At 70.3% G+C, this 26,153-nt stretch carries 26 protein-coding genes and 1 pseudogene; 6 read left to right on the top strand and 21 right to left on the bottom strand.

The window, feature by feature from the left end; translation table 11 throughout:
- Positions 1-353: 353 nt before the first annotated feature.
- A complete protein-coding gene (locus tag ABZU32_RS05170; RefSeq protein WP_354917339.1) occupies positions 354-875 on the top strand; it encodes a DUF4262 domain-containing protein in 522 nt (173 codons plus the stop codon).
- A 427-nt stretch (positions 876-1,302) separates the two neighbouring features.
- Here ABZU32_RS05170 and ABZU32_RS05165 read toward each other — a convergent pair whose 3' ends face one another.
- Entirely contained in the window at positions 1,303-2,724 is a 1,422-nt protein-coding gene (locus tag ABZU32_RS05165) for a recombinase family protein (protein WP_354917336.1), read from the bottom strand.
- A 600-nt stretch (positions 2,725-3,324) separates the two neighbouring features.
- On the opposite strand from ABZU32_RS05165, the gene ABZU32_RS05160 reads away from it, so the two are divergent.
- Both ABZU32_RS05160 and ABZU32_RS05155 read left to right on the top strand, forming a co-directional pair.
- On the top strand, positions 3,325-3,795 hold the full coding sequence (locus ABZU32_RS05160; protein ID WP_354917333.1) for a DUF1206 domain-containing protein: 471 nt from the start codon (positions 3,325-3,327) through the stop codon (positions 3,793-3,795).
- Positions 3,756-4,136 carry a DUF1206 domain-containing protein gene (locus tag ABZU32_RS05155; protein ID WP_354917357.1) on the top strand — a complete coding sequence of 127 codons (381 nt, stop codon included), beginning with the start codon at positions 3,756-3,758 and terminating at the stop codon, positions 4,134-4,136. The genes ABZU32_RS05160 and ABZU32_RS05155 overlap by 40 nt, the downstream gene beginning before the upstream one ends.
- Before the next feature lie 38 nt (positions 4,137-4,174).
- Here ABZU32_RS05155 and ABZU32_RS05150 read toward each other — a convergent pair whose 3' ends face one another.
- Positions 4,175-4,528: a response regulator transcription factor gene (locus tag ABZU32_RS05150; RefSeq protein WP_354917330.1), complete on the bottom strand. Its 354-nt coding sequence runs from the start codon at positions 4,526-4,528 to the stop codon at positions 4,175-4,177.
- Between ABZU32_RS05150 and ABZU32_RS05145 the strand changes: the two genes are divergently transcribed.
- Complete coding sequence (locus ABZU32_RS05145; protein WP_354917327.1) at positions 4,527-4,685, top strand: FCD domain-containing protein; 159 nt, start codon at positions 4,527-4,529, stop codon at positions 4,683-4,685. The two genes, ABZU32_RS05150 and ABZU32_RS05145, sit on opposite strands and share 2 nt — an antisense overlap.
- Positions 4,686-4,762: 77 nt before the next feature.
- Here the strand turns inward: ABZU32_RS05145 and ABZU32_RS05140 are convergent.
- From ABZU32_RS05140 to ABZU32_RS05080, 13 genes and pseudogenes are all read right to left on the bottom strand, one after another.
- Positions 4,763-4,897: pseudogene (locus ABZU32_RS05140) on the bottom strand (recombinase family protein); the annotation flags it as partial.
- Between the two features lie 127 nt (positions 4,898-5,024).
- Positions 5,025-6,260 (bottom strand): DegT/DnrJ/EryC1/StrS family aminotransferase, encoded by a 1,236-nt coding sequence (locus ABZU32_RS05135; protein ID WP_354917324.1) that lies wholly within the window; start codon positions 6,258-6,260, stop codon positions 5,025-5,027.
- Between the two features lie 14 nt (positions 6,261-6,274).
- A complete protein-coding gene (locus tag ABZU32_RS05130; RefSeq protein WP_354917321.1) occupies positions 6,275-6,682 on the bottom strand; it encodes an HIT domain-containing protein in 408 nt (135 codons plus the stop codon).
- Positions 6,675-8,318, bottom strand: a complete 1,644-nt coding sequence (locus ABZU32_RS05125; RefSeq protein ID WP_354917318.1) for a CTP synthase — start codon at positions 8,316-8,318, stop codon at positions 6,675-6,677. The genes ABZU32_RS05130 and ABZU32_RS05125 overlap by 8 nt, the downstream gene beginning before the upstream one ends.
- On the bottom strand, positions 8,315-9,763 hold the full coding sequence (locus tag ABZU32_RS05120) for a glycoside hydrolase family 3 N-terminal domain-containing protein (RefSeq protein ID WP_354917315.1): 1,449 nt from the start codon (positions 9,761-9,763) through the stop codon (positions 8,315-8,317). Before ABZU32_RS05120 ends, ABZU32_RS05125 begins: the two co-directional genes overlap by 4 nt.
- Positions 9,764-9,774: 11 nt before the next feature.
- Positions 9,775-10,596, bottom strand: coding sequence for a Cof-type HAD-IIB family hydrolase (locus tag ABZU32_RS05115; RefSeq protein WP_354917312.1), 822 nt, complete (start codon positions 10,594-10,596; stop codon positions 9,775-9,777).
- A complete protein-coding gene (locus tag ABZU32_RS05110) occupies positions 10,593-11,672 on the bottom strand; it encodes a glycosyltransferase family 4 protein (protein ID WP_354917309.1) in 1,080 nt (359 codons plus the stop codon). Before ABZU32_RS05110 ends, ABZU32_RS05115 begins: the two co-directional genes overlap by 4 nt.
- Entirely contained in the window at positions 11,669-12,193 is a 525-nt protein-coding gene (locus ABZU32_RS05105; RefSeq protein ID WP_354917306.1) for a hypothetical protein, read from the bottom strand. Before ABZU32_RS05105 ends, ABZU32_RS05110 begins: the two co-directional genes overlap by 4 nt.
- Entirely contained in the window at positions 12,190-12,744 is a 555-nt protein-coding gene (dcd, locus tag ABZU32_RS05100; protein ID WP_354917303.1) for a dCTP deaminase, read from the bottom strand. The genes ABZU32_RS05105 and dcd overlap by 4 nt, the downstream gene beginning before the upstream one ends.
- A gap of 60 nt (positions 12,745-12,804) precedes the next feature.
- Positions 12,805-13,779 carry a diiron oxygenase gene (locus ABZU32_RS05095; RefSeq protein WP_354917300.1) on the bottom strand — a complete coding sequence of 325 codons (975 nt, stop codon included), beginning with the start codon at positions 13,777-13,779 and terminating at the stop codon, positions 12,805-12,807.
- A gap of 43 nt (positions 13,780-13,822) precedes the next feature.
- Positions 13,823-14,854 (bottom strand): polysaccharide deacetylase family protein, encoded by a 1,032-nt coding sequence (locus ABZU32_RS05090; RefSeq protein ID WP_354917297.1) that lies wholly within the window; start codon positions 14,852-14,854, stop codon positions 13,823-13,825.
- Between the two features lie 392 nt (positions 14,855-15,246).
- Positions 15,247-16,329: an ROK family protein gene (locus ABZU32_RS05085; protein WP_354917294.1), complete on the bottom strand. Its 1,083-nt coding sequence runs from the start codon at positions 16,327-16,329 to the stop codon at positions 15,247-15,249.
- Positions 16,326-17,510 carry an MFS transporter gene (locus ABZU32_RS05080; protein ID WP_354917291.1) on the bottom strand — a complete coding sequence of 395 codons (1,185 nt, stop codon included), beginning with the start codon at positions 17,508-17,510 and terminating at the stop codon, positions 16,326-16,328. Before ABZU32_RS05080 ends, ABZU32_RS05085 begins: the two co-directional genes overlap by 4 nt.
- A 62-nt stretch (positions 17,511-17,572) precedes the next feature.
- Here ABZU32_RS05080 and ABZU32_RS05075 point away from each other — a divergent pair, with 62 nt between their 5' ends.
- Complete coding sequence (locus tag ABZU32_RS05075) at positions 17,573-18,760, top strand: ROK family transcriptional regulator (RefSeq protein WP_354917354.1); 1,188 nt, start codon at positions 17,573-17,575, stop codon at positions 18,758-18,760.
- Positions 18,761-18,847: 87 nt separating this feature from the next.
- Here ABZU32_RS05075 and ABZU32_RS05070 read toward each other — a convergent pair whose 3' ends face one another.
- The 5 genes from ABZU32_RS05070 to ABZU32_RS05050 all read right to left on the bottom strand — a co-directional run bounded on the left by ABZU32_RS05070 (position 18,848) and on the right by ABZU32_RS05050 (position 24,175).
- Positions 18,848-19,873, bottom strand: a complete 1,026-nt coding sequence (locus tag ABZU32_RS05070; RefSeq protein WP_354917288.1) for a Gfo/Idh/MocA family oxidoreductase — start codon at positions 19,871-19,873, stop codon at positions 18,848-18,850.
- Positions 19,874-20,068: 195 nt separating this feature from the next.
- Positions 20,069-21,094, bottom strand: a complete 1,026-nt coding sequence (locus ABZU32_RS05065; protein ID WP_354917285.1) for a 5'-nucleotidase — start codon at positions 21,092-21,094, stop codon at positions 20,069-20,071.
- Positions 21,095-21,286: 192 nt separating this feature from the next.
- Positions 21,287-22,183, bottom strand: a complete 897-nt coding sequence (gene lgt, locus ABZU32_RS05060; protein ID WP_354917282.1) for a prolipoprotein diacylglyceryl transferase — start codon at positions 22,181-22,183, stop codon at positions 21,287-21,289.
- 147 nt (positions 22,184-22,330) lie between these two features.
- On the bottom strand, positions 22,331-22,897 hold the full coding sequence (locus tag ABZU32_RS05055) for a hypothetical protein (RefSeq protein WP_354917279.1): 567 nt from the start codon (positions 22,895-22,897) through the stop codon (positions 22,331-22,333).
- A 432-nt stretch (positions 22,898-23,329) separates the two neighbouring features.
- Positions 23,330-24,175, bottom strand: coding sequence for a helix-turn-helix domain-containing protein (locus ABZU32_RS05050; RefSeq protein WP_354917276.1), 846 nt, complete (start codon positions 24,173-24,175; stop codon positions 23,330-23,332).
- A gap of 142 nt (positions 24,176-24,317) precedes the next feature.
- Here ABZU32_RS05050 and ABZU32_RS05045 point away from each other — a divergent pair, with 142 nt between their 5' ends.
- Positions 24,318-25,355, top strand: coding sequence for an alcohol dehydrogenase catalytic domain-containing protein (locus tag ABZU32_RS05045; RefSeq protein ID WP_354917273.1), 1,038 nt, complete (start codon positions 24,318-24,320; stop codon positions 25,353-25,355).
- A gap of 104 nt (positions 25,356-25,459) precedes the next feature.
- Here ABZU32_RS05045 and ABZU32_RS05040 read toward each other — a convergent pair whose 3' ends face one another.
- Entirely contained in the window at positions 25,460-26,071 is a 612-nt protein-coding gene (locus ABZU32_RS05040; RefSeq protein WP_354917270.1) for a TetR/AcrR family transcriptional regulator, read from the bottom strand.
- Between the last annotated feature and the right edge of the window lie 82 nt (positions 26,072-26,153).

The following is a 26,153-nucleotide window of genomic DNA, read 5'->3' as shown; positions in this document are numbered from 1 at the left end:
GTTCCGCCCATCGCCCGTGGTCCCGGTATGTCTTCTCGGGGCAAATGTTTGGCCCGGGTGCCGGTGGGGGCGGGGGCGCGGCGGCCCGCGACCGGCCGAAGAGCCGCAGCGCGGCCAGCGACCGCCCAACGCGCTGCGGTCCGCCGCCGGCGGACCGCCTTGATAGATGTACAGATAAGTTACTTTCGATCTTGGCCGGTTCTTGGATCGAGTGGTCGCGGCTCGCGGGTCAGGTGGCTGGTGCCGTCTGCCGCATGGCCCGGCGTCTCTCCTGAGGTTCGGGGCCGGCGCGCAGTGTCCGGCATGATTCGATCGGGTACTTCATCTCTGATGGGGTCCGTACGCTTACGTCTATGCCTACTGAGTTCCCAGGTTGTCGCTGCATCCTCTGCCACGACTACGGCGATAGGGACGAGTGGGACAGTGTGGATCAACACACCGTTGAGCACGTCCGAGGACGCGGCTGGAGCGTGAAGATGATCCCGGCGGACGATCTTGGGCCTGGTTTCGCCTACACGGTTGGCCTGTGGCATACCCACCGCTCGCCGGAGTTGGCCATGTTCGGCCTGGACATCTACCTCATGCAGGACCTGTTGAACGACCTCGCGGACGGGATCGCTGCCGGAGAGCCAGTTGAAGCCGACCAGGAACGGCACGACCTCATCAAGCGATATCCCGTCGTCCTCAAGCAGATCGACCTGAGGTGGTACCGCGAGTACTTCGGGCAAGCGATCGCGTTCTATCGGCGTCCACCATTTCCGATGTTGGAAGTCGTGTGGCCCGACCGCGACGGCCGTTTCCCCTGGCAGCCCGAGTACAGGCAGCAACATCCCGCGCTACAGCCCAAGCTGTGGCTGAGACCGGAAGATCGTTGAGGTAAGAATCCCTGCTGTCCTTCATCTGCATGAAGGCATCGCCTGAGGCGCTTCAGACGGGGACGGCTGGGGACGTGATGCCCGGTGAGGGATGTCTTGGACGTCTTGGTGGTGTCCGGCTGGGTGGTGTCCTCGTTCTGGATGTTGGTCGCATTCTTGGTCTCGTTACCGATCGAAGGGAGCGAGAGGGGAGGCGAGCATGCGGCGGAGGGTGGATCTGGGAGCGCGGTGCCGTGGGGTGGGCGTCGTGTTGGGCAGCTGCCTGGTGGCGGGTGTGGGTGAATGACGAGGTGCGGGCGCGGGTGGCGGCGTCTCGGGCGGCGCAGGGGCTTGCGCCGGTGGTTGAGGATCTGGCGGTGTTGGAGCGGGTGGCGTCGGTGTTTCGGCTCGTCGGCGGGGACGAGCCGGAGCGCTTGGTCGCTGCCGCTTAGGCGATCCATTCGACAGTGAACCGGTCGGGGTCCCACTTCTTGCGTGGGTCGGCGGAAGCGACGGTGATGGTGCGGATGACTGCGGCGACGATGGCGCGTCGCTGGGAGACGTTCATGGCCTCCCATCTGGTGAGCATGTCCTGGGCGGTGCCGATGAAGGGGATCAGGGGCGAGGTGCGGGAGAGGCCGGCCAGTTGTGCCCTGTTCTTGTCCAGGCGCAGTTCGATCGGGGCGCGGGCGGCCATCCATTCTCTGCGGCTGATCTCGCGGGTGGCCCATGCCTGGGCGAGTTCTTCGAGGAGTTCCTCGTCGGCGCGGACGGCCTCGGCGAGGTTGTCATCGTCACCGCTTTGATGGCGGATGCGTTCGGCGAGGGCGGGGGAGTCGAGCGCGGTCAGCAGCATGTCGCGGATGTGGTCGTCGGTGCGGGCGGCGTTGGTGGCGATGCCGCCGCATGAGCCGCTGCCGGGCACGTTAGGGCAGACGTACCGGGGGACACCTTGCCGGGGGCGGCCGTTCATGCGGTGTCCGCATCGTCCGCAGCGCAGGATGCCGGACAGCAGGTAGGTGCGTCCGGTGGCGGCCTGGCGGCGGTAGTCGCGGGCGGGATCGCTGAGCAGGGCGCGTAGCCGGTCGGAGTCGGCGGGGGTGATGATCGCGGGCCAGACGGCGTCGGCGACGATCTCGCCCAGCAGAGGGCGGGTGGTCTGGAAGGTGCTGCGCGGCGTGTGCTCCCTTCGCCCGCTGATTCGAGCTGATGCGAGCAGGCGGCGCAATGTGGTGGGGATCCAGTGACGTCCGGAAGGGGTCTTCACGTCCCGCTGCTCGAAGTCCTTGCAGACGCTGGACAGTGATTCGCCGGCCAGTATCCGGCGGGCGGCCTCGCGGATCACCTCGGCCTCTTCCTCGATCACGGTCAGCCGGTCTTCGGCGTAGCCGTAGGGGCGCATCCCACCGCCGGATACCTTGCCGGCTTCGGCGTTTTGTCGTCGCTGGCGCTTTTGCCGTTCGGCTTTGTGCTCGGCCTCGTGGCGGGCTGCGGCGCCGAGCATGCGGGCGATCAGGCGGCCGGTCGGGGTGGCCAGGTCGATCTCCCCGGTCACGGTGGCGAGTTCGATGCCGCGCCGGTCGGCCAGGTCGATGACGTCTTCGAGTTCGCGGGGTGAGCGTGTCAGTCTGTCGACGTGCCAGCACACGATGGCGTCGACCGTGCCGGCTTCGATGTCCTCAAGCAGTCGTCGCCACGCGGGGCGCGGGCTTCCCGAGTAGGCGCTGACGTCGTTGTCGGAGTAGACGTCCGCTACCTGCCAGCCTCGGCGCTCGGTCAGGGCCCGGCAGTCGGCTTCCTGGCGGGCGACGCCGAGTCCGGCGCCCGCACGGTCCTGGCTGATCCGGCAGTAGATCGCAGCTCGTCGCATGGGTCACATAGATACACGCTCGTTGGCACGGGGGTCTCCTGCCCGATCGGTCTGACCACCGGCGAAGCCTGATCCATCGAACTGCGGACCGCACCCATCGGGGTGTGGTCCGTAGTCATGTGTGCGGGTCCACACGAAATAGCCCTCGCTTCGCTCGGACTGTGTTTTTGGGGCTCCCGCCCCCAGACCCCAAGGCAGGGGCTCCGCCCCCGCACTCCACGCGGGATGTCGTTTCCGTATGACCGACTACACAAGGTGCGGTCACCACCACCTGTACAAGAACCCCAACGGCTACTGCGCCGTCGGCGGCACGGGACGTACCGGTGGCCGTCCTCCGTTCGGGCCATGATCGCGAGCATGCCGACCATGCTGGCATGGCTCGTCGCGGGTCCACCCCCAAACTGCATGAGGAGGACGAGGGGCGCGGGCGCAGTGGCCGGTCTCGTGGTGGATCGCGCTTTCGCGGCGTCTGCACGAATGAGTCGGGGCCACTAAGCGGCACATTGGTTATATGGCGGGAAGTGGGTACGAACATCGCACGTTTGACCGACCCGGTCCAGGTCAGCAGCCAGAACGACCTGCCATCCGAGAGGAACCTCGATGACGACCGCGAATCAGGCCGGCCGGCGACTGGAGGGTGCGGCCCGGCGAATGGCCGACCACCCCGTCCTGGAGAAACTCGCCAAAGTCGGATTCGCCTCCCGCGGCGTCCTGTACGCGATCATCGGGCTGGCCGCCCTCCAGATCGCCTTCGGCAGAGGTGGGGAGGCCGACAAGAGCAGTGCGATCCACATCGTGCGCGACGCGCCTCTCGGTGACGCTCTGCTCTGGATCATGGCCGTCGGCCTGGCCGCATTGACGATCTGGCACGTCTCCGAGGCCATCTGGGGTCGGCCCGAGGTCCATTACCGCGTCGAGTCCATCGCCAAGGCCGCCGTCTACGTTGCCCTTGTGTACTCGATGGTGGCCCTGCTCACCAGAACAAGGCCGCCTCCTCGACCGACAGCCAGTCGCAGGATGCCGCCGAGGCGCTGTTCGATCTGCCCGGTGGCCAGATCCTGGTCGCCCTGATAGCGCTTGCCTTGATCGGCTTCGGCGTGTCCTGGATTCACGAGGGGTGGACCGGGAAGTTCATGCGGGACATGCACGTGGCCGAGCCGCGCGCCCACGCTCTCGTGGTCAACATCGGCAAGGTCGGCTATGTCGCCCGTGGCGTCATCGCTCTCGCCGCCGGCGCGCTGATCGGCCAGGCGGCCCTCACGTACGACCCCGACAAGGCGGTCGGCATCGACGGCGCGCTCAAGTCGCTCGCCGATACCCCGATCGGTCCATGGCTGCTCGTCGTGATCGCCGTCGGCTTGGTGCTGTTCGCCGTTTACTGCTTCGCGGAGGCCCGCTGGCACCGGATGTGAGCCGTACGGCGTGCGAATGCGGTGGCGGGCGAGCGCGGTCACGGGGTGGCGTGGCCGGTGGCCCAGGCCCAGGCGGCGATGCCGACGCGGTTCCGGGCCCCGAGCTTGCGCTGGATGCCGGCTATGTGGTTCTTGACCGTACCGGGCGAGATGAACAGGGCGGTCGCGATCTCGGCGTTGGTGTGACCTTGGGCGACCAGGCGGGTGATCTGGACTTCGCGATCGGTGAGCCGCGCGCGCTCGACGCGGTCGGACACGGGCCGCGGTGGCGCGGTGAAGGCGCGCAGGAGCCGTACGGTGATCTGCGGGCTGATGAGGGTGTCACCGGACATGGCCGCACGGACGGCTTCGGCGACGCACAACCCTCTCCACGTCAAGCTGTACTCCAGCATGCTCGACATCTTCGCTGCCCACATGCGCGACGAGAAGGGCGAGGACGACGACGCGGCACACCGCCACCACCACGAGCTGGTCGAGGCGATCGCGGACGGGGACGCCGACCGTGCCGCCACGAAGGTGGTTTCCATCTTCAAACCCTTCATGCGCTGAACCACGCAACCGCCTCCCCGCCCGGGCAAGGCGTCTCCAACCCCTGACTTCCCGCTCGCAAACGGGCCGCGCCGGTCGGCCAGGTCGATGACGTCTTCGAGTTCGCGCGGGGATCGTGTCAGCCTGTCCACGTGCCGGCACACGATGGCGTCCACCGTGCCCGCTTCGATGTCCTCAAGCAGCCTTCGCCACGCAGGGCGCGGGCTCCCTGAGTGCGCTGACGTCGTTGTCCTGCACCATCGGCCTCACCGCCGGTGAAGCGTGACCTTTCGGCTCGCGGGCCGCACCCTCGCCGAAGTCGCGGCCCATCGTCATGTGCGCGGCTCATTCACCCGGTCGTCACGGTCCGAGGACGCGGTTCAGGGTTGAGCGGAACATGTCGGCCGCGCGATCGATGTCGGCTGGACCGCTGTGCACGGTCACGCCGAAGCCCGCTCCCAAGTAGGAGTCGGAGAGCCCGATGGCCACCGCCACGGAGCGGCCGAGCAGGTCGTCGGTGCGCGGCAGCCGCCCGGGACGGTAGTTCGCCGCGGCGGAGGGATCCAGGGGGACACGGAAGGGCGAGGACGGCCGGTCCGCGGAGGTCAGCGCGGGCAGGGCAGGGATGCGCGCGTAGTTGTGCTTGGGGGACTCGGCCAGGACCGTGACGCCCAGGTGGTCGGCCACCGCGCGGGCGGCGTCCGGGGCGTCGAAGACGTAGACGGCCAGCGTCGCGCACTCGCCCACGGGGTCGTGCAGGGTGCGGCGGCGCACCCCCGGCCGTCCCGGGATCTGCTCCACGAACGCGTGCTTGACCTCGCGCATGCGCAGCAGGATGTCGTCGATCTTCTCCAGCTGTGCCCGCGCGATGGCGGCGCCGAACTCGGTCATGTGCAGGTTCAGGCCGAACAGCAGGTCCCCCTCGCCTGCCTCCAGCTTCCCGGGCAGGAACCCGTGGTCGTGGAAGGAGAAGGCGCGCTGGTGGATGCGCGGGTCGCGGGTGAGGACGAAGCCGCCCTCGCCGGCCGTGATCACCTTGAAGGGGTTCAGCGAGAACGCCCCGGCATCTCCCCAGGTGCCCAGCGGTCGGCCCTGGTAGGTACCGCCGCAGGCCTGCGCCACGTCCTCGATGACGGCCAGGCCGTGCTCGCGGGCCAGCTCGGTCAGCGCGTCCATGGCGCTCGGCGCGCCCAGCATGTGCACGGCCATGATGGCCCGGGTGCGCGGGGTCAGCCGCCGGCGGACGTCCTCGACGTCCAGGGTGAACGAGTCGTCGATCTCGGCCAGCACGGGGGTGGCGCCGCTGTACACGATCGTGGCCAGGGACGCGACGAACATGTACCCGGGGACGATGACCTCGTCACCCGGGCCGACGCCCAGCGCTGCCAGGGCTGTGAGCAGGGACGAGGTGCCGCTGTTCACGGCCACACAGTACGGCGCGCCGAACTTCGCGGCGGCCTCGGCCTCGAAGCGGTCGATCTGGGATTCGGCCGTCAGGGCGCCGAAGGCGTCGGAGGCGTTCCTCCACTGCTCGACGACCTCCAGGATGTTCTTCTCCTCCTCGGCGCCGAAGTGGGCGTATCCGGGTCCGGGCATGTCTCCTCCAGGGGTTAGGACAGGGCGAGCAACTCGCGGGTGGGCTCCAGCGTCGCGAGTTCGACCGGTTCGGCCCGCCAGGGGCGCGCGAGGTGGTCCCCCGTCGAGCGGGGGACCAGGTGGACGTGCAGGTGGAAGACGTCCTGCCAGCCGGCGGCGCGGTTGGCCTGGAACAGCGTGAGTCCGTCGGGGCAGAGCACCTCCCTGATCCGCCGGGCCATGCGGTGCACGGTGCGCATGACGGCCGCCGCGTCGTCCTCGGAGATCTCCCACAGATCGGCGGCGTGGCGCCTGGGGATGACCAGGGTGTGGCCCCGCGTGACCGCGGTGATGTCGAGGAAGGCCAGCGTGTGCTCGTCCTCGTACAGCACGGCGGTCCGCGCCCGCCCGGTGAGGAAGGCACAGAAGACGCACTCACCCATGGTCGGCTCCCGCGGCGTGACGGACGGCGGCGGTGATCAGGCCGGTGAACAGCGGGTGCGGCCGGGTGGGACGGGAGCGGAACTCCGGGTGGGCCTGGGTGCCGACGAAGAACGGATGGATCTCGGGGGGCAGCTCGACGTACTCCACGAGCCGGCCGTCGGGGGACAGCCCGCTCAACCGCAGCCCGGTGCGTTCGATGTGGTCACGGTAGGCGTTGTTGACCTCGTACCGGTGCCGGTGCCGTTCGGAGACCTTCGCCTCCCCGTACAGACGGTGCACCAGCGACCCCTCGGCGAGATCGGCGGGGAACAGGCCGAGTCGCATGCTGCCGCCCATGTCGCGTTCCCCGGCCACCACGTCGTCCTGGTCGCTCATGGTGACGACGACCGGGTGCGGGGTGCCGGGGTCGAACTCGGCGCTTCCCGCGTCGGCGATGCCGGCCAGCGACCGCGCCGCCTCGATGACCATGCACTGCATGCCGAGGCAGATGCCGAGCAGGGGCAGACGGTTCTCCCGGGCGTGCCTGATCGCGCCGACCTTGCCCTCGATGCCGCGCACGCCGAAGCCTCCGGGGACCAGGACGCCGTCGACGCGGCCGAGCTCGCGGGCCGCCCCCTCGGGGGACTCGCACGCGTCGCTGCCGACCCAGCGGATGTTAACCCGGGTGTCGCCGCCGCAACCGGCGTGGCGCAGCGCCTCGGTGACCGACAGGTACGCGTCGGGCAGGCCGACGTACTTGCCGACCAGCGCGATCGTCACCTCCTTCGCGGGACGGTGCGCCCGGCGGAGCAGTTCGTCCCAGGCGCCCCACTCCACGTCCCGGAACGGCAGGCCCAAGCGGCGCACGACGAAGGCGTCCAGCCCTTCCGCGTGCAGCACCTTGGGGATGTCGTAGATGCTCGGCGCGTCGACCGCGCTGACTACCCCGGCCTCCTCGACGTCGCACATCAGGCCGATCTTGCGTTTCAGGCCCTCGCCGATCGGGCGGTCGGACCGGCAGACGATGGCGTCCGGCTGGATGCCGATGGACCTCAGCGCGGCCACCGAATGCTGGGTGGGCTTGGTCTTCAGCTCGCCAGAGGGCCCGATGTAGGGCAGCAGCGACACGTGCAGGAAGAAACAGGCACCGCGGCCCACCTCGTGCCGGATCTGGCGGACGGCCTCCAGGAAGGGCAACGACTCGATGTCGCCGACGGTGCCGCCGACCTCGGTGATGACGACGTCGGTGTCGGTGCCGGCGGCCGTCGAGCGGATGCGGTCCTTGATCTCGTTGGTGACGTGCGGCACCACCTGCACGGTCTCGCCGAGGTACTCCCCGCGCCGCTCCTTGCTGATCACGTTGGCGTAGACCTGGCCGGTGGTGACGTTGGCCGAGCCGTCGAGGTCGATGTCGAGGAACCGTTCGTAATGCCCGATGTCGAGGTCGGTCTCCGCGCCGTCGTCGGTCACGAAGACCTCTCCGTGCTGGAAGGGGTTCATCGTGCCGGGGTCGACGTTCAGATAAGGGTCGAGCTTCTGCATCGTCACCCGCAGCCCGCGCAGGGTGAGCAGCCGGCCCAGGCTGGAGGCGGTCAGCCCCTTGCCCAGGCTGGAGGCGACTCCTCCGGTGACGAAGAGGTGCTTGACCGAGCTCATGACCTGGCCAGCAGCTCGGCCGCGGCCCGCAGGTTGGCCCGGCCCGCGCCGAAGGTACAGACGCACGCCTCGCCGGCCAGGGCCTCGTCGTCGGGCATCCCCACCACGACGAGGATCGCGTCGGGCCGTTCGGCCAGCGCCTTCTGCGTCCACTCCCGGGTCCACGGCGTCCGGTAGGCGTCGCGCACCGCGATGACGAGCGGGCCGTCGGCCTGTCCGATCGCCGCGCCCGGGCCGTCGATCCGCACCGCCCGGCGCGTCAGGCCGTGCGCCGCCAGGGCGTCGGCCAGGCTCCAGGCCGCTCCGCCGACGACGGAGTTCGCCTCGGTCCGCACCTCCACCACGGTCGCCGGGCCAGGAAGGCCCACGCGCCCGCGCGCGCGGACCGCGCGCCGCGCCGCCTCCATGCCCACGGCGGCATCGGCGGCGGCCGTCTCACGGTGCCGGCCGGCACCGGGGCGGGGCGCGAAGCGCCGCCGCATGCGGCTCACGCGCTCGGACGCCTCTTCGAGCGCCGCCGCCGGCAGGTCGCCGCTCCGCACCGCGTCGGCCACCGCCGCGTGCACCCGCGCGTACAGGGCCTCGTCGACGGCGGGCCCGAGCAGCACCAGGTCGCATCCGGCAGCCAGCGTCGCGACCGCCGCCCGCGTGGCCGCCTCCGGCCCGTTCCCGGCCTCGATCGCGACGGCCGTGCTGAGCGCCACCCCCTGGTAGCCGAGTTCGGCCCGCAGCACGTCGCGCAGGACGACGGGGCTCAGCGTCGCGGGCGACCCCGCGTCGAGCGCAGTGTAGACGACGTGCGCGACCATCAGGCTGGCCGCGTCCGCGACCGCGGCGAACGGCACCAGCTCCCGCAGCCGCAAGGTCGCGGCCGAGCAGGTGACGGTGGGCAGCGAACGGTGCGGGTCCGCGGTGGTGTCGCCGTGGCCGGGGAAGTGCTTGGCGGCCACGGCCACCCCGGCGTCCTGCATGGCGCCGATGAACGCGGCGCCGTGCGGTGCGACCCGTTCGGGCGTCGCGCCGAACGAGCGGACCCCGATGATGGGGTTGTCGGGGTCGCTGTTGACGTCGACCGACGGCGCGAGGTTGTAGTTCACGCCGTTCGACACCAGGCCGCGCGCCATGGCCGCGGCGACCCGCCCGGTCAGGTCCTCGTCGTCGACGACGCCGAGCGCGAGATTGCCGGGGTAGGAGCTGCCGGTGCCGTACTCCAGGCGGGTGACGTCGCCCCCCTCCTCGTCGAGGGACACGAGCGCGTCGTCACGGTGCTCGCGCGCGGCCGCCGCCAGCCGTCCGATCGTGGCGGGGTCGTGGAGATGGGCACCGGGGAAGACGGTGATCCCGGGGAAGCCGGCCTCCAGCCCTTCGGACACCCACGAGGGCAGGGCGGCGCCGGTGACACCAGGAAGCATGCAGGAACGCACCAGATGGTCGAGCTCGTTCAACGCTCGCTCCTTCAATGGATGAAGCCGGCCGTGAGAGGGAAGAGCCGTTCCAGGACTTTCGCGACCCCGTCGTCGTCGTTGCCGTCGATCACGTGGTCGACCATGCCGAGCACCCGCGGGTGGGCGTTGGCGACGGCGTAGGAGCGTCCGGCCCACTCCAGCATGGGCAGGTCGTTGGGCATGTCGCCGAACGCCACCACCTCCGCGCGGGAGATGCCGCGCTCGGCGGCGAGCCGCGCGAGCGCCGACGCCTTGCTCACCCCCTTGGCGACGGCCTCGACCAGCCGCAGGCCGTTGGAGTGGTAGACGGTGACGAGGTCGCCGAGGTGCGGGGCGACCAGGTCGAGCAGTTGGTCGGCCGACAGCAGGTGGTGGCGCCCGAGCAGCTTCGGCGCGGGCCGTGCCAGCAGGTCCGCGTCGGGGAGCCGCTGGAGGGTCACGTCGGCGTCCCAGTCCCACGGCTCGTACACCTCGTCCCCGGCCAGGTCCGCCGCGTACTCGACCGCGAGGCCGATGTCCGGGACGGCCGCCCGGAGACGCCCGGCGGCCTTCACGAGGACCGAGGGCTCGATGGGGCGTTCGACGACCAGGTTCCGTGTGCCGAGGTCGTAGACGAGCGCGCCGTTGGAGCAGATGGCCAGGCCGCCGGCGCCGAAGGTGCGGCGGATGTCGGCCATCTTGCGCGGCGGGCGCCCGGTGACGAAGACCACCTCGGCGCCGGAGCGCAGGACGGAGGTGACGGCTTCGACGGTCCGGGCGGAGATCGTCCCGTCGCTGCGGACCAGGGTCCCGTCCAGGTCGGTGGCGACCAGGCGGGGGATGACCGCGTTCATCGCACCAGCTCCGCCGACAACGCGCGCAGCCGGGCCGCCGTGCCGGAGAGCGGGAAGCGCGCGGCGTTGGCCAGACCGGCGGCCCGGAAGTGGTCGAGCCTGCCCGGATCGCCGCGCAGCCGGGCGACGGCCTCGGCCACCCCGTGCTCCAGGTCCCCCGCCTCGACCGCGATCGCCGAATCCCCGAGGACCTCGGCCAGGCCGGGGACGGCCCGGTACAGGACGGGCAGTCCGCACGCCTGTGCCTCCACCGCGACCAGGCCGAACGCCTCCAGCCGGGTCGAGGGGACGACCAGCACGTCGTGCTCGGCGAAGCGGCGCCACAGGTCGGGACGCCGCAGCCAGCCGAGGTAGCGCACGTGTGACAGGTCCACTCCCGCGGCGAGCGCGGCGTACTCGCGGGTCGGCGCGGCCACGCTCAGCGCGACGCCGTCGATGTCCGCGAGCGCCTGCAGCAGCGGCGCGGCCGCCTTCTCCGCGGTGAGCCGGCCGGCGTACAGCACCCGCAGGTCCCCGGTCGTCCGCTCACCTCTCGGCGGCGGGTCGGCGAGCAGCCGGTCGGGGATCCCCCACGGGATGTGGACGACCCGGTCGAGGCCCACCTCGGTGAAGTCCCGCAGGCGCGCCGCCATCGCGGCCGTGGGCACCACGACGGCGCGTGCGCCGGCCACGGCCTCGCGCAGGACCTCGGCCTGGGTGGGGTGGTCGGCGGCGAAGATGAGATCGGTGCCGTGCACGAGGGCCACGTGCGGGTGGTCGGGGAAGGCGCGCAGCAGGGCGGGGGTGGCGCCGAAGGTGAGGTGCTGCAGGTGGAGGAGGTCGTAGGCGGACGACGGGAAGCGGCGCTCGATCGCGAGGGCCAGGTCTTTGACGTAGGCCCAGAATCCGTCCCCCTGCAGTTGCTTGCCGGTCACGTCGAGCAGCACCGGGCCGCGGGGCGAGGGCGTGCCCGCGCCGGCCAGCATGAAGACGTCCGCCTCCAGGGGGGCGTCGTCCCTGAGATACAGGTCCCAGAGGAGTTCGACGCTGCCGCCGGGGCTGCCCAGCGGCAGGTCGACTCCGGTCAGGATGGTCAATTGAGCTCCTCGTGCAGGCGGGAGTTGTCGATGCCGGCCGTGCGGGTGTACTTGAGTCCCATCTGCTGGTAGCTCGCCTGCCGCCCGAACCCCGAGATGAAGACGATCTTCCCGAACGTCATGTACGGGTAGACGCGGATGGGCCGGGCCACCCGGATCTCCAGCGTCCACCGGATGGCGTGCCCCATGTGGCCGAGCGGGGCGGAGACGTGCACCCATATCCCGAGCGCGCCGAGCGAACGGTCACCGTTGATCATCTGGGCGTATCTCTCGGAGTGGGTGCGCTCGTACGTGACGCCGAGATAGAGCGTGCGCGGCCGCAGGATCAGGCCGTCCGGAGGGATCGTCAGCTCGGTGAACTCGGCGGGCGCCGCGGCGTCCAGTTCGGCGTCGCAGGCCCGCAGGTGCTCGCCGAGCCGCCAGTCATAGGCGTTGGGGGACACCCGCTCCGTCTCGAACGGCTCGATGACGATGTCGCCGCGGCCGACGGCGGAGACGATGGCCTGCCGGGTGAGGATCACCGCGCGGCCACCCGGCCGCCGGCGGCGGCGCGCAGGCCGCGGTCGCGCCAGTACCGGGACTCCTGGGGGCCCCGCGAGGACTGGTACTTGCCGGTGTACAGGTCGATGGCGCCGACCGAGACGAAGAACATGATCTGCCCGATCTTCATCCCGGGATAGACGCGCAGCGGCCGGACCGGCGCGAGCATCAAGGTCCACTGCCCGTGGAAGCCGATGTCCCCGATCGGCGCGGTGATCTCCACGAACAACCCGAGGCGGCCCACCGACGAGCGGCCGAACAGCAGGGGGACGTAGACGTCGGACCCGATCTCCTCGACCGTGTGGCCCAGGTACAGCTGCTGGGGATGCAGCACGTACCCGCTCTCGTCCATCGTGACGCTGTCGGTCGGGTTGGGCCGGTAGGGGTCGATGACGTCGCCGGAGTAGGTGAGCAGCGTGTCACCGAGGCAGACGTTGTAACTGTTGGGATTGACCTGGTCGGCGTTGAAGGGGGAGATCGCGATACGGCCGTCCGTCGACGCCTCGACGATCTCCGGACCGGTGAGAATCATGAAACCTTCATTCGGCTGGGCGGTCGTGGCCGGCCTGGTGACGCGATGCCGGAGTGCACGTCACTTCGCGGGCCGGCCGGCGGCGAAGTCGTACTCGACGCGATCCTCGATCTCCAGTTCGCGGACCAGCCGCTGCACGGTCGAGAAGTCGGTGAGCAGCAGGTCGGCGTCCGGGAGCCGGCGGGTGTCGGCGATGATCTCCTCCGCGCCCTTGACGCCGGCGAAGGCGAGGATCTCCGGCCACAGCTCGTAGTCCTCGGCGCCGAAGGCGACGATCGCGTCGGGCAGCGTCCGGATGAGCAGCTCGCGCTGCTCCTTGTTCAGGTGGACGAAGACGTCCTTCATGACGTCGGCCAGCACCGGGCCGTGCGCGGCCTCGTCCCTGGCGTGCAGGCGCGCCACCAGCGCGTGCATCGGCTGGATCGTCCGGTCTCGCGCCAGCAGTTCCAGGAAGTTGTTGATGCTGACCTCGCCGACCACGGTCCACAGCAGGAACAGCAGGTTGCGCTCCCACTTCTCGCTCCTGTCCGCCGTCAGCCGGTAGAGCCGCCGATTGGTGACCGGGTGGGAGTAGTCGGGCTCGGCGGTCAGGCCGTGCGCCTCCTGGGTCCGCCGCATGGCGGTCATGTGCATGTAGGTGTGCCAGACCTCGTCGATGTGCGACTGCCGCACGGCTTCCTTGATCTCGTAGCGGTCGATCCCCGGGAACACCCCGTGCCCCAGCATCTCGAACGTGGGATTGGCGACGTGCTCCTCGGCGGCGATCACGCGGGCGTTGTACGCCTGCCACGCCAGGGTGTTCACCAGCCTGCGCTGCTCTTCCGGGGCGTCGAGGAACCGCGGGTGCTCGGCGAACGGGATCAGATGCGCCGGATAGTCGGTCAGGTCGGGTGCGTACGGTTGCGGCTCCATGAAGCCGGCCATGTCGGTGCGGATGGTGGCACGCCGGGGCCAGGCCGCGACGATCCGTTGGAGCGTGCCGGGACCCACATGCTGTTCATGGTCGAGCATCTGCTCCTGTGCCGAACTGGGCATGACGAACTCCTCGTCTTGGTGTTCGGGTGTAGAGGGAGAGGCGTCAGGGCCTGGTCAACGCGTCGATCGTGACCAGCCGGTAGTCCTGGTCGAGGAGGCCCTCGATGATCCGGGGAAGGGCCGCGACCGTCTGGGACCGGTCGCCGCCGCCGTCGTGCAGCAGCACGATCGAGCCGGCGCGGGCCTCCGCCAGCACCCGGCCGACGATCACGTCGGTCCCGGGCATGGCCCAGTCGAAGGGCTCGACATCCCACAGGACCGTGGTCGTCTCCAGATCCACCAGCCACGACAGGATGGCCGAGGTGCGCGATCCGTACGGCGGCCGGAACAGCGCTGGCGCTCCTTCGCGGCCGGAGGGCAGATGCCGCGCCGTGTGTGCGATCTGCCCGGCGATCTGGTCCTTGGTCAGGTCAGGCAGAAAAGGATGTGACCAGGTGTGGTTTCCGAGCAGATGGCCCGCGTCGGACATGCGTGCGATCAACTCGGGGTGGCCGCTCGCGTGCAGGCCCACGCAGAAGAACGTCGCGGGAACATCGTAGTGCCGGAGAATTTCCAGCACCCTGCCGGTGAACAAAGGGTGCGGGCCGTCGTCGAAGGTCAATGCGATCTGCCGCCGGTCCCTGCCGCCGTGGCTCACGCAATGCCCCGCGGCGGTCAATTCCGTTTCCGCTCGCCGGGCCTCCTCGATTCCGGCGTCCAGCTCGTCCAGCCGTCCGGTCAAAGTGCCGTGCCGCGAATCCAGCCGGGCGAGTTTCGGCAGGTCGCGCCGCGCGCTCTGCGCCAGGGCCGGCGCGTCCGCCGAGCCGAGCGCCGAGGCCGCGGGCAGCAGCCACGGGTCGGCCCGGTAAACGTCGAGGCCGGCCGCCGTCATCGTGCCGTCGACCATGCCGTTGCTGCTGTCGATGATCATCGAGACCGGCCGGCGGTGAACCTCGCGCAGGCCGGACACGTAGTCGAACATCCGCAGAATATCGGCCGCCTGAAATCGTTCGCGATCGACTTTCTCTCCCGTGTCCCCGTCGATGACGCAGATTTCGTAGCCGGTCGCGGTCCAGGTGATTCCGCCGTAGAGCATCTGTTACCCCCGTAACGTCGGATGCGGGTCATGTGCGGAATTCGGGCGGGACAATCATCCGTAGCGGCGTCGGCGATTGTCAAGGACGATTAGGGAAGGTTCGGGATATCGTCGTTCAACGGGCGTCCGCAATAGGAGACCGGCCGCCCGAAACTGTTTTTGGTCGGCTCTTTCTGCGGCCCCGTCGATGGCGAATTTCGTAGCCCGTCGCGGGCCGGGCGATTCCGCCGTAGAGCATCTGTTGCCCCCGGAGCGTCGGATGCGGGTCATGTGCGGAATTCGGGCGGGACAATCATCCGCAGCGGCGCCGGCGATTGTCAAGGACGATTACGGGAGGGTCGGTACCATTGTCGGTTAATTGGCGCCCACAATGTCCAGGGCGCCGATGAACTCTATTTCCGGGCTTCGCTTATCACGCGGATCGGGTCGGTCAGCAGTGCGGAGAAGGCCAACTCCGCCGCGCCGACCAGGACGGCGTCCCCGCCCAGGGCCGATCGCGCGAGCCGCACGCCCGGCGGGGACGACCGGGAGTTTTCGTGCCTCTGCCGCGCCTCCGGCCACCCCGCCGCGGAGCGGTACAGCGTGCCCAGGTCGTCGCCGAAGACGATCATCTCCGGAGCGAACAGGTCGAGCAGTTTCGCCGGCCAGGCGGTGACGGCGCGCGCCGCCCGTCCCTCCTCGCCGCCGCACGGCCCGGCCGGGAGGCAGCCTCCGGCGCCGAGGCCGCACGCGCGTTCCACGGGTGGGACGATCAGGTGGCCGAGGTCGACCCCGTGGCCCCCCTCGCCTCCGATGGGTGCTCCGCCCACCATGACCCCTCCGCGTAGTCCGTCACGTCCCTGCAGGTAGACGAGGTTCTGGTAGCCCTTGCCGACGCCGTGCCCGTGCTCGGCGATCACGGCGAGCGTCGCCTCATGGCCGACGGCGAACGACCGGCCTCCGCGCGGCGCGGACCGGAAGGCGGCCCGCAGCCCGGCGAGCAGGTCGTCGTAGGCCGCCCCGCCGCCGTCCGTCGCGCTCGTGTGCCCGGGGATCGAGACCCCCACGCCCGCGCAGACCCCGTCCTTGGAGGCCGCCTCCGCGAGGTGCCGCAAGGTGCGCGCCATCTCCCGCGTCGCGGCCGGGGACGGGATCTCGGCCGCGACCTCGCGGCGATCGAGCACCCGGCCCCCGAGGCGCACCCGCGCGGCGGTGAACCCGTCCGGGCGGACGTCGAAGGCCAGCACGTGGACGGCGGAGTTCGGGCGCACGACATACGACGGGCGCCCGGCGCGCGGCGCGAGCGAGGCCGCGCACTCCTCGCGTACCAGGCCGGCCCGCGCGAGCTCCCGGGAGAGGGTCAGGATCGTGCTGCGGTTGACCTCCAGCCGCTCGGCGAGTGCGGCGCGCGTGGCCGGGCCCTGCAGGTGGACGTGCCGCAGCAGGGCGGCGAGGTTGTCCCGCCGCACCCTCTCCTGGACCGAGCCGCGGGTCACCCGTCCCTCCGCTCCCCGCCCGGCCGCACGGCCATGTGGTGCACGGGGGCCGGGACCCGGAACGCCGAGGCGCCCGCGACCACGCACGCGGTGAGAAGTGTGACCATCAGGAACGCCGTCGGCAGCGAGGTGGCCCCGGCGACCGCGCCGACGATCGCGGGCGCGACGAGGTTGGACAGATACGTGACCGTCGCGACGCTCGCGATGGAGCGGTTGGGGTCGTCGTCACGCCGGCCTGCCGTGGCGAAGGTCAGCGGGACGACGACGGCGATGCCGATGCCGAGGAGGGCGAAACCGGCGATGACCGGAGCGGGGTCGCGTCCCACCACGATCAGTACGCAGCCTGAGACCGCGACCACGCCCGAGACGCGAAGCGTGCGCACCGTGCCCCAGCGCCTGACCAGCGGGTCGCCGCAGAGGCGCATGACGCCCATCGTGCCGCTGAACGCCGCGAAGCTCGCCGCCGCGATGCCGGTGGAGGCCCCGGCGATGTCCTGGAGGTAGATCGCGCTCCAGTTGCCCGCGGCGCCCTGGGCGAACTGCGCGCAGAAGCCGACCAGACCGATCGCGACGACCGCCCGCGTCGGCCAGGCGAAGGCGCGGGAGGTGGGGGCGTGCTCGCCCGGCCGCACGTTGAGGAGGTGGCGGCCGGTCAGGGCCGAGAGCGCCGCCAGCAGCACGGCCGCCGCCGCCAGATGGAAGCGCGCGTCGAGCCCGGCCGCGGCCGCCAGGGCTCCCGAACCGGCCCCGACCAGCCCGCCGACGCTCCACATACCGTGCATGCCGGACATGATGGAGCGGCCGAAACGCTGCTCCACGTCGACGCCGTTGGCGTTCATGGCGACGTCGGTGATCCCGCTGGCCGCGCCGTAGGCCAGCAGCGCCAGCCAGAGCAGGGGCAGGGAGGGGGCCATGACGGGCAGGGCCAGGGCGAGGCTGAGGAGGACGGCCATGACGAGGATCGCGCGCCGGCTGCCCAGGTGCCGCATGACGGGCCCGGCCATCGGCATCGCGAAACAGGCCGAGACCGCCGGCGCCACCAGTGCCACGCCGAGCGTCGCCGGATCGAGGCGCAGTTGGTCCTGGATCTGCGGGATGCAGGTGGCGAAGGCCCCCAGGACGGCACCATGGAGAGCGAAGATCATCGTGATGGCGATACGAGCACGGCTGATCTCATTCATGACACGCTGGAATCTATCAGGCTACTAGCCGAATAAATAGACCGGATACTGAGAAAGTGAACATGAGTCCCGACATCACCAGCGCGACGCCCCGCATCGCGAGGGCCATCAACAACCGGCTCGTGCTGGATCTCCTGCTCCGCCATGGCCCGCTGACGGCCGCGCAACTCAGGAAGATCACCGGCATGTCCCGGGCCACCATCGCCGACGTGCTCCAGCGGCTGCAGGAGGACGGCCTGATAGAGGTGCGCAGCGCCTCGACGGCCGTTCAGCCGGGCCCGCACGCCCGGTTGTACGAGCTGAGCGCCGGGCGGGCGCATGTCGTCGGGGTGGACGCCAGGACCGACTCGGTCTCGATCGGCGTCGCCGACCTCGCCGGGAACCGCCTGCCCGACACCGGGCTGCCGATCGGGAAGGACGAGCCGGGTACGTTCGTCGCCCGGGTGGCCGAGGCCGTGCGCCGCATCTCCCGGGAGACCTTCGACCAGGAGCCGAACACCATCGCCGTCGGCGCCCCTGGCGTCGTGGAGCCGGGAACCGGCGCCCTGCGCTCCACCGGCTGGCCGCCCGAGTGGCACGCCGATCTGGTCACGGCGCTCAAGGCGGACTTCACGTCTAGGGTCCTGGTGGAGAACGAGGTGAACCTCGCGGCCATCGCCGAGCACCGGCTCGGCGCGGCGCGCGACCGGGCGGACTTCGCCCTGCTGTGGCTCGGCCACGGCGTCGGCGCCGGTCTGATCCTGGACGGCCGGCTGCGCCGCGGCGAGTCAGGCGGCGCCGGAGAGGTCGGCTTCCTCGCGGTCCCCGACCGCGGGACGGCGGTCCCGGCCGCTGAACGGCCCGGCCTCCACGGGCTGGTCGGCGCCGCGCCCATCCGCGCGATGGCCGGCCGCCACGGGCTCCCCGTCCCCGAGGGGACCGCCGTCCACGCCGCGACGGCCGCGGTGGCCGCGGCGGTGCAAGGAACCCGCGGCGGCGAGCCGTTCCTCGGCGAGCTCGCCGACATCATCGCCGACGGCGTGCTGGCGCTGTGCCTGGTGCTCGACCCGGGATGCGTCGTGCTGGGAGGGGAGGTGGGCCGAGCCGGCGGAGCCGAGCTGGCCGACCGGGTCGGCGCGGCCCTCGCCCGGCGCAGCCCCATTCCCGTCCGCATCCGGGTCAGCGACCTCGCCGACAGCCCGGTGCTCGCGGGCGCGGTCGTGATGGCCCTGGACCACGCCCACGACGACCTGTTCGGCACCCGCCAGTGAAGGACGACCTGTTCGGCGCTCTGCCGGCGAGGGACGACCTGTTCGGCGCCCGCTCGTGAAGGAGACTCCTCGCCCGCGCGGGTCCGCTCAGGAGAGCGGGACGACCTCACCCGACCGCGCCGAGCGGGCGGCCGCGTCGATCACGTCGAGCGTCTCGATGGTGGAGTACGGGTCCACCGGCAGCGCGCCGCCCTCGCGCAGCGCCGACGCGAGGCGCCGGTAGAACACCTCGTAGGCGCCGGGCTCGGTGGGGACGCGCGTGACGCCGTCCGGGCCGCTCAACCGTCCCCAGGACTCCTCGGGGGCGACCCCCCACTCCGGTGTCCCGGGCGCGACCCCGGCGGCGAGCGCGTTCTCCTGCACGTCCAGTCCGTGGATCGTGAAGGACGCCTTGTCCCCCAGCACCCGGAAGCGCGGCCCGGCGTCATGGGCCACGGCGCTGGTCCACAGGTGGGAGGTGGTTCCGCTCCTATGCGTCACCGCGACGAAGACGTCGTCGTCGACGCGGCCGCCAGGACGTCGCGTGGCCAGCTCCGCGTAGACGCGGGCCACCGGGCCGAACGCCTGCACCGCCTGGTCGATCATGTGCACGCCGAGCTCCGACAGCAGGCCGCCGCCCGGCCTGGCCGGATCGACGGCGGCGGTGAACTCCCACCGCGACTCGAACCGGTGCACCGTGCCCAGCGCGTCCTCGTCGAGCAGTCGCCGGAAGGTCAGGTAGTCGCCGTCCCATCGCCGATTCTGGAAGACCGTCACCGGAACGGACGCCTTCTCCGCCGCCTCCAGCACCTGCCGCGCCTGCGCCGCCGACGGCGCGAAGGGCTTGTCCACGACGACGGGAACACCCGCCTCGACGCAGGCCAGCGCGAAGGGAACATGCGTGGTGTTCGGCGAGGCGATGACGACGACGCCGGGAGCCGTCCTCAGCAGGTCGTCCAGCGTGTCAAGGACGGGCACCCCCGGGCGCCCCGCACGCAGGGCCGCGCGCCGCGCGGGATCATTGGTCACGACGCCCGCCAGCGACAGGCCCGGAGTGCTCTCGATCAGGGGAGCATGGAAGACCCGTCCCGCGACCCCGTACCCCACCAGCCCGACATCCAAGTCCTCCGTCATACGGCCATTAGACCCCGCACGCCCCCGCCAGAGAAGCATCAGAACCCGTTCTCACGCGGAGCCCGGCGCACTCTGTGCTGCGAGCTGTCCACGGATGCGCCCCACTTCGGGCCGCACTCCTGCCTGAGTGCGGCGCGTGGCCTGATCGCCGGGCGGAACGGATTCCACCCGGCGATCAGCTCGTTCACATGATGCTCATCGGACGGTGACCCGGTCGCCGGCCGGTGCGTCGACCGGTGAGTTCTTCACCAGATAGGTGGCCAGGGCCCCTCTGTCGTCCGGGCCACCGCGATAGACGCCGGTGACTCCGGGCCATCGGGGGAAACCTTCGTAGCCGCCCACCAGGACGTAGTTGGCCGCGATTCTGATGACCTGGTCGTCGGTCACCGGGACGCCGTTCAACGTCATTTCGGTGACAGCGCCGCCCTCCAACGTGTAGCGGAGCGAGGACGACGGCGTGAGCACCCAGCCCTCCGCATTCGGGTGGGCGAGGACGGACTTCAGCGCGGCGCCGGTGACCTCCCACACGTCCACCGCGAATCCGGCAGGAAGCGTCGCGAACACCTCCTCGTAGGTGACCGGGCCCGCGTCGAGGTCCAGGTGGAATCCGTACCTGCTGACCAGGGCGGCCTCAGCGCCCGACCGGGCCTGGACGGCGTCGAGGTCGGCATCGGCGACCAGTTCGGCCAACGGGCCGCCGCTGGGCGTGCGAACGATGGGCTCGGAGGTCTCGCCGAAGGTGTCGTCCGCGTCGGGCATGCCGCACTTGAAGTAGTAGAGCGTGTTCGACGTGAGACCGTCGGGTTGCCGGAGCTCGATCTGGACCGACGTCTGACCTGATGTCGGTGTCTCGGCGTCCCATTCCCAGTCGAGCGTCGCGAGCAGGGCGGTGAAGCCGCCGTTGTGCTTGGCGGGGGATTTGAGGCCTTTCCATTGCTCGGTACCGACGATGCGGTATTGGATGAGCTGCAGGCCCGGAGGGAGTCCTTCGAAGGTTCCGTAGACATTGAAGGTCACGGGGCACTTCGTCGCAGTGGTCCGCTCGAATGAGAGAGTGAGTTTCTGTACGGGATTGCCGGCCGATGCGAGTGGGGTGGAAGCCGTACCTGAAAAGGGACGCTGGGATGCGGCTTGCGCGGAGGGGACGAAAGCGCCGGATGCCAGGATCGCGACGCTCGCCAGCCCTCCGATACGACGCCCAGCCTTACTGGGTAATCCCACGGTCTTCCCATCTGTCGATGACGACAAGGACGAGCGGAGACTAGCGACGCCGGCCGACGATTCCGCGCGCTGAATGAGGGGAACGTTCACGGGAGAATCGGCCGCGGCTCCCGGCGCTCCGGCCAAGTGCGTCGCACCGTTCCCGTATCTCGCCGCGACGGCATTCGGGAGGCTTACGGCATGCCGGTCGGGTCAGGTGCTCTCGACGGGATCGGAGGTGTGCCCGCCGTTCTCCTCGGGCGAGGCCGTGTGTCGCGCGGCCGGTATCACGATCTCTTCGGTGTCCTTGTCACGCGTCACCCAGAGATGGACGAGTGCGCCGACGAACAGCACGATCGAGGTCCACTGGTTGATCCGCAGCCCCAGGAACGTGACCGCGTGGTCCACTCCGCCCACCGGGTCGATGCGCAGCCCTTCGATCCAGAACCGCCCGAAGGTGTACCCGGCGACGTAGAGGGCGAACAGGCGGCCGTGGCGCAGCGTGAACCGCCTGCCGGCCATGATCAGTGCGAAACCGAGCGCCGCGTCCCACAGCGACTCGTACAGGAACGTCGGATGGTAGAGCACGCCTGGCTCGCCGCCGTGCGCCTGGTCGATCTCCAGGCCCCACGGCAACGTGGTCGGACCGCCGTACAGCTCCTGGTTGAACCAGTTGCCCCAGCGGGCGATCGCCTGCCCGAACGCGATGGTGGGAGCGACCGTGTCGGCCACGGCGCCCAGAGACAGCCCCCGGCGGCGGCAGGCCAGCCACATGCCCACGCCTCCCAGGGCGACCGCGCCCCAGATGCTGAGCCCGCCCTCCCAGATGAACAGCGCCCGGTAGGGCTCCTTGATCGCGCGCGGGCCGAAGTAGGTCTGCCAGTCGGTGATGACGTGGTAGAGGCGAGCGCCGATCAGTCCGAAGATCACCGCGGGGAGCGCGAGGTCACTGATCGTGCCCTTCTCGCCGCCGCGGGCGCGCCAGCGGCGCTCGCTGAGCCAGATGCCGAAGAGGATCGCGACGACGAAGGACAATGCGTAGGCCCGGATCGGGATGAATCCGAGATACCAGACCCCCTCGGAAGGGCTCGGAATCGAGGCTAAGGGCATGCCGGTGAGGCTAGTGAACCGGAGGCCATTCGGCCGTCTTCGTGACCTGATCGCAAGACTTCTCCCTCGTGACGGCGCCGCTGGTCATGCGCGTGCTGCCCGGGTCACGACCCGACCCGGGCTCACCAGGGCCGGGCGCTTCGTCGATCAGTAGGCGCACTGCACCACGACGTCGTCGAGATCGACCTGGGCGGCGTGCCAGTACGGCTGCCGCTGCACCACGGCGAATCGCAGGACGACGTCGGAGCGCTGGGCCGTCCAGCTCACCGTCTGCTGTTCCCAGCCGTGGATCCAGTCCTGGGTGATCGACTTCAGTGCGATGTACGTCCACGTGTCAGGATCGATCACCTCGAGGTTGAACTGGGCCCATTCTCCCCACAGTTCCGTCCAGACGCCGGCGGTGCAGCGTGCGCCCGGGTGGAGGCTCACCGGGGTGAGGTGGATGGTCCGCCCGAGCGCGCACCAGTCGCCCCCCGTGTAGGCCGACATGCTGGCCCAGCCGCTCCCCGTGCGCGGCGTGCTCGACGCGCCGCCGAACGACGGGCCGCCGCATCCGCCGTTCACGGTGAACGTCCATCGAGACGCTGGATTCGTCGACGGCTCGAACCCGTCGGTGAGCTGCCAGACCCCCGCGGACGCGGGCCCGGCGGGCACGAGAACCGCTGCGACGGCGATGACCGCCGCCATCAACGCGCGCGACAGTGCTGAGCGCATGAATGAACTCCCACGTCTCGAGTCGGAACCAGGAAAGCAAGGTGAATGGTCCGCGTCGAGAGGGCGCCACTCGCGACGACATTGTCATTGTGGCGGCTGTCGCGGGAGTGTCAATGAAGGGGCGACCAGATCTTTGTGGGGTGCGAAATCGGCCATGCCCACAGCCGGTCGCCGAAAGGCGACTGCGAAACATTCACGGCGGTTTTCCGGCGGATGACGTGCCCGCTCCGGTGAGCACAGGGGAAGTGCGTGTCACCGCGAGCGAGAAATTTCTATGACAAGCCCCGCTGCGATGTGGCGATATTCGTCAGTGCGAGACCCTGCACGGCGTACCCGGCGGGCGGCACCGAGACGTGGCGCCTGAAATGGCGGGCCGGGTGCGCCTGGTCGTGGAATCCGGCCTCGACGGCCACTTCGGCCGGTGGCTCGCCTTTATCCGCGATGTCGATCGGCCGGTGGCGTCCATCGGAGCAGACGTTCCAGAGCCTTTTCGGAGGCCGACCCCGGCTCGGTGGTGTAGATGTAGAGGATCTGATCGTCGGTACCGGAGACGGGGAAGGCCTCGTACGCGACCGTCAGTTCACCGACCAGCGGGTGACGGTACCGTTTGTGCCCGCACCGATGCTGCACCACGTCGTGTGCCGACCACCATGTGGCGAACTCCGGCGAGGCCGCCGACAGTTCCTCGATCAGCGCCGCAAGCCGGGGATCGTGCGGGAACAGGCCGACCTGCCGGCGCAGTGACGCGACGTTGTCCCGGGCGACCTCCTCCCACTCGACGTACCTTTCACGGGCGAGCGGGTCGAGGAACACCCAGCGCGCGTGGTTGCGTTCGTCCGGGGGGCGCGCGTCGAAGTCGACCATGAGCCTGCGCGCGCCTTCGTTGGTGCCGACGATCGCCAGGCAGCGTCCCAGGATGAACGCCGGCGTGCGGATCGAGTCGAGCACCCATCGCATCGCGGGACGCGGCTCCGGCGATTCGATCAGGCCTGTCCGGTCGTCCGGACCCCGGACGAGGTTCACCATGTGTGCGTACTCGTCGTCACTGAGGCGAAGTGTGCGGCCGACGCCCGCGAGGATGTGGTCCGACGGCGAGACGCGGCCCTGCTCGAAGCGGATGTAGTAGTCGACGCTCACGCCGACGAGGTGGGCGACCTCCTCCCGCCGGAGTCCTTCGACGCGCCGTGCGGTGACGCCTTCGGAGATCCCCGCCTCCTGCGGGGTCACCCGTGCTCGCCGGGCGCGGAGGAACTCGCGCAACGGTTCGTTCGTAGGCACCTCGTCATTATCCAGTAGCCGAAGGGGGGTCTCCCCGACCCCCTGTTGCCGGGACCGACCGTTCCGCGAAGCCTTCCTGAGCAGGCCGCCGGCTGGTCGACTGGGCGCCGGGTCACGCACGAGCCATAGGAAGGGGCCGGACATGCCGACCATGCCGACCATGCCGACCATGAAGGCCGCAGTCGTCGGCGAGGTGAACGCTCCGTGGGTGCTGCAGGACGTTCCGATGCCGGAGGCCAGGTCGCATCAGGTGCTCGTGAAGATCCACGCGTGCGGGGTGTGCTACACCGACGCTCTGCTCGCGCAGGGTGTCCTGTCGCTCCGGCCCTTCCCGATGGTGCTCGGGCACGAGGGCGTCGGCGAGGTGGTCGCCGTCGGTGAAGGTGTGACGTCGCGGGTCGTGGGTGATCGCGTCGGCCTGCCGATCACCCAGAGGCCGTGCGGCAGGTGCGCGTTCTGCCGGGAGCGCCATCCCGACAGCTTCGTCACGGCGAACAACTGTGTCGCTCCGGTGCTGACCGGGGTGAACGTGGACGGTGGGCAGGCGGAGTACATCGCCGTCGACGCCGAAGGGACCGTGCTGCTGCCCGATGGGCTCTCGTACGAGTCGGCGGCGCCGACGGTGTGCGCCGGCTACACGGTGTGGGCCGCGCTCCGCCGTGCCGATGCCAAGCCGGGCGCGCGAGTCGCCGTGCTGGGCATCGGAGGGGTCGGGCATCTCGGGATCCAGTTCGCGAAGGCCGCCGGGTACCACGTCATCGCGATGACCCGCTCTCCCGACAAGCACGAACTGGCCCGGCGGCTCGGCGCCGACGACGTCGTGTCCGACGGTGCGGGTTTGAAAGCCGCGGGAGGCGCCGATGTACTCCTGCACACCGCTCCGACGCACGGTCCCGCGGTCGACGCGCTCAAGGGGTTGCGTCCGTGGGGCAAGCTCGTGCTCATGGGGATCTCGGCCGAGGCCACCTTTCCCCTTCCGGCTCTCGCCGTCACGAGCCACGCTTTCGAGATCGTCGGCTCGGCGCACAACGGGCCGGAGTACCTCGCCGAGGCGCTGCGGATGGTCGCCCGCGGTCAGGTCACACCGATGATCGAGCTCTTCCCGAAGGAGAGGGTGGGGGAGGCCTACGAACGCCTCCTCAAGGGCCGGTTGAGGTTCCGCGCCGTCGTCACGTACTGACGCCGCCGTGAGCGGACCGCCCGGGCTGCGGCAGTGGTGCTCCGAGGGCTGGGGCTCCGCCTCGGCGCCTCCGGTGCGCCGTGGGATGGCTTCGACGCGTCGACTCAGTTGGCAGGGGCCATCGTCTTGTGGGTGGGGAGCAGGGACAGGGCGGTTTCGGCGATCCGCGGGAGGGAGGCGGGGGAGCCGCCGGCCTTGCCGAGGGCTTCGATGCCGCGCAGGACGGCGAGCAGGAGGGCTGCGAGCCGGGCCGGGTCGGCGTCCGGGCTGATCTCGCCGGCCCGCTGCGCCGCCGCGACGCAGGCGGTGAGCATCTCTTCGATGGCGTCGAAGGTGCGGCGGGCGATCGCCGTGATCTGCGGATCGTGTTCGGACAGCTCCGCGGTGCCCTTGGCCAGCAGACAGCCGCGCAGGCAGGTGTCGGCGGCGGTTTCGTCGGCGATGGCCATGATCTGGGCCCGAAGTCGCGCGAAGGCGCCCTCGTCCGGGCCGTCGAGTTCGCGCCGCAGGACCTCGATCAGTCCGGTGCAGTAGTCGTCGAAGACGCGCTGGAACAGTTTGCGCTTGTCGCCGAAGGCGCCGTAGAAGCTTCCCTTGCCGAGGCCGGTGGCGGTGAGGATGTCCTCCACGCTGGTCGCCGCGTACCCGGCCGACCAGAACCGGTCTCTGGCGATGCGCAGCACCTGGTTCTCGTCGAAGCTCCGAGGTCTCGCCATGCTCCGCAGTCTATCGGTTCTTGACGGTATCGTCCAGAACGGGTTACGTTGTGGACGGTTCCGTCAAGAACTCGGCGCCCGG

The sequence above is a fragment of the Sphaerisporangium sp. NPDC005288 genome (assembly GCF_040607475.1).
GTDB lineage: Bacteria > Actinomycetota > Actinomycetes > Streptosporangiales > Streptosporangiaceae > Sphaerisporangium > Sphaerisporangium rhizosphaerae.
This window is presented reverse-complemented; position numbering and strand designations above follow the sequence as displayed.

What these genes read in the sequence shown, in the direction of transcription:
- ABZU32_RS05170 (WP_354917339.1), top strand. Translation starts at nt 354, where the DNA reads ATGCCTACTGAGTTCCCAGGTTGTCGCTGCATCCTCTGCCACGACTAC.
- ABZU32_RS05165 (WP_354917336.1), bottom strand. Translation starts at nt 2,724, where the DNA reads ATGCGACGAGCTGCGATCTACTGCCGGATCAGCCAGGACCGTGCGGGC.
- ABZU32_RS05160 (WP_354917333.1), top strand. Translation starts at nt 3,325, where the DNA reads ATGACGACCGCGAATCAGGCCGGCCGGCGACTGGAGGGTGCGGCCCGG.
- ABZU32_RS05145 (WP_354917327.1), top strand. Translation starts at nt 4,527, where the DNA reads ATGCTCGACATCTTCGCTGCCCACATGCGCGACGAGAAGGGCGAGGAC.
- ABZU32_RS05150 (WP_354917330.1), bottom strand. Translation starts at nt 4,528, where the DNA reads ATGCTGGAGTACAGCTTGACGTGGAGAGGGTTGTGCGTCGCCGAAGCC.
- ABZU32_RS05135 (WP_354917324.1), bottom strand. Translation starts at nt 6,260, where the DNA reads ATGCCCGGACCCGGATACGCCCACTTCGGCGCCGAGGAGGAGAAGAAC.
- ABZU32_RS05130 (WP_354917321.1), bottom strand. Translation starts at nt 6,682, where the DNA reads ATGGGTGAGTGCGTCTTCTGTGCCTTCCTCACCGGGCGGGCGCGGACC.
- ABZU32_RS05125 (WP_354917318.1), bottom strand. Translation starts at nt 8,318, where the DNA reads ATGAGCTCGGTCAAGCACCTCTTCGTCACCGGAGGAGTCGCCTCCAGC.
- ABZU32_RS05115 (WP_354917312.1), bottom strand. Translation starts at nt 10,596, where the DNA reads ATGAACGCGGTCATCCCCCGCCTGGTCGCCACCGACCTGGACGGGACC.
- dcd (WP_354917303.1), bottom strand. Translation starts at nt 12,744, where the DNA reads ATGATTCTCACCGGTCCGGAGATCGTCGAGGCGTCGACGGACGGCCGT.
- ABZU32_RS05095 (WP_354917300.1), bottom strand. Translation starts at nt 13,779, where the DNA reads ATGCCCAGTTCGGCACAGGAGCAGATGCTCGACCATGAACAGCATGTG.
- ABZU32_RS05090 (WP_354917297.1), bottom strand. Translation starts at nt 14,854, where the DNA reads ATGCTCTACGGCGGAATCACCTGGACCGCGACCGGCTACGAAATCTGC.
- ABZU32_RS05080 (WP_354917291.1), bottom strand. Translation starts at nt 17,510, where the DNA reads ATGAATGAGATCAGCCGTGCTCGTATCGCCATCACGATGATCTTCGCT.
- ABZU32_RS05075 (WP_354917354.1), top strand. Translation starts at nt 17,573, where the DNA reads ATGAGTCCCGACATCACCAGCGCGACGCCCCGCATCGCGAGGGCCATC.
- ABZU32_RS05070 (WP_354917288.1), bottom strand. Translation starts at nt 19,873, where the DNA reads ATGACGGAGGACTTGGATGTCGGGCTGGTGGGGTACGGGGTCGCGGGA.
- lgt (WP_354917282.1), bottom strand. Translation starts at nt 22,183, where the DNA reads ATGCCCTTAGCCTCGATTCCGAGCCCTTCCGAGGGGGTCTGGTATCTC.
- ABZU32_RS05055 (WP_354917279.1), bottom strand. Translation starts at nt 22,897, where the DNA reads ATGCGCTCAGCACTGTCGCGCGCGTTGATGGCGGCGGTCATCGCCGTC.
- ABZU32_RS05045 (WP_354917273.1), top strand. Translation starts at nt 24,318, where the DNA reads ATGCCGACCATGCCGACCATGCCGACCATGAAGGCCGCAGTCGTCGGC.
- ABZU32_RS05040 (WP_354917270.1), bottom strand. Translation starts at nt 26,071, where the DNA reads ATGGCGAGACCTCGGAGCTTCGACGAGAACCAGGTGCTGCGCATCGCC.